We start from the raw sequence: 1,525 nt of genomic DNA on the forward strand, positions 1-1,525 counted from the left end.
GAAGGCGGTGATCGCGCAGGGCAGCCTTGCGACGGGCGATGGCTGGTCTGCCAGCCCGCCGGGGCTGGGGACCGTGGAGGCGAGCGACGCCGTTCGCGCAGGGGTGGCGCTGGCGGGGCTGGGCGCGCTGCCGGCGACGGAGGCGGTTTACTGGTCCGCGACGCAGGATGCCGCGCGGGCCGATCTGGATGGCGCGAACCGCTATTCGCTGACGATCCCAGCCAATGTGCCGGTCAGGGCCTTCTGGAGCCTTTCGATGTATGAACGGCTGCCGGACGGCCGGCTCTTCTATGTCGACAATCCGATCGACCGATATGCCGTGGGCAACCGCACGCGCGGGCTGACGCCGAACGCGGACGGCAGCCTGACGCTGATCCTGTCTCCGCAGGATCCGGGGGGCGGGGCGAACTGGCTGCCCACGCCAAAGTCCGCCCGCTTCACGCTGGTGTTCCGCGCCTATCGGCCGGACGCGCCGATCCTTTCGGGCAGCTGGCGGCTGCCCGCCGTGGAGCGGCTGAAATAGGGTCTGCCGTGGAGCGGCTGGAGTAGGCAAAGCCCGGCGCACCGCTTATGGCTTCGGGCATGGCAGACAGATTGAAGATCGCCGCCGCGCAGCTGAACCCTTCGATGGGGGATCTGGCCGGCAATGCCACCGCCATGCTGCGTGCGCGGGCCGCGGCCTCCGGGGCCGACCTGATCGTGACGCCGGAGCTTTCCATCATCGGCTATCCGCCGGAGGATCTGGTGCTGAAGCCCGCGCTGCACGCGGCCGCGATGGCGCAGCTGACGCGCATGGCCGAGGCGACAGCGGACGGCGGGCCGGCGATGCTGGTGGGCACCAGCTGGGCAGACGACAGGGGCCTGCACAACGGCTTTGCCTTGCTGGACGGGGGCCGGATCGCGGGCGTGACGCTGAAGCACGACCTGCCCAACTATGGCGTGTTCGACGAGAAGCGCGTGTTCGTGGCCGGGCCGCTGCCCGAACCGCTGGACTTCCGGGGTGTGCGGCTGGGGGTGCCCATCTGCGAGGACATGTGGACGCCGGACGTTTCGAGCCATCTTAAGGCGCGCGGGGCGGAGCTGCTGCTGGTGCCCAATGGCAGCCCCTATGAGCTGGGGAAGGAGGACCGTCGGCTGGCGCTGGCGCGCGCGCGGGCGGCCGAGACGGGCCTTTCGCTTCTGTATGTGAACCGCAGCGGCGGGCAGGACGAGATCGTGTTCGACGGCGGCAGCTTTGCGGTGAATGCCGATGGCGCCCTGATGGTGCGCCTGCCCGACTGGGACGAAGCGGTGGTGACGCTGGACTGGGCGCGGGGCGCGGGCTTTGCGCCCGGCACGACGCAGATGCCGGACAGCTATGAGGAGGAAATCTACCACGCGATGCTGGTGGGCCTGCGCGACTATGTGGGGCGCAACCGCTTTCCGGGCGTGGTGCTGGGGCTTTCCGGCGGGATCGACAGCGCGCTTTCGGCCGCCGTCGCGGTGGACGCGCTGGGGGCGGAGCGGGTGTGGTGCGTGATGCTGC

Annotated in this window: 2 protein-coding genes; both read left to right on the plus strand. The window is 70.2% G+C overall.

Annotated elements, in window-relative coordinates; all coding sequences use genetic code 11:
* Positions 1-523: DUF1214 domain-containing protein (locus ACE3O8_RS13575; RefSeq protein WP_374390598.1), on the plus strand; the 523-nt coding region annotated here is incomplete at its 5' end.
* A gap of 59 nt (positions 524-582) precedes the next feature.
* Positions 583-1,525, plus strand: a 943-nt coding sequence (locus ACE3O8_RS13580) for a nitrilase-related carbon-nitrogen hydrolase (protein ID WP_374390600.1), incomplete at its 3' end; no start/stop codon positions are given.

The organism is Sandaracinobacter sp., from assembly GCF_041909755.1.
In the GTDB taxonomy this organism is placed as follows: Bacteria; Pseudomonadota; Alphaproteobacteria; order Sphingomonadales; family Sphingomonadaceae; genus Sandaracinobacteroides.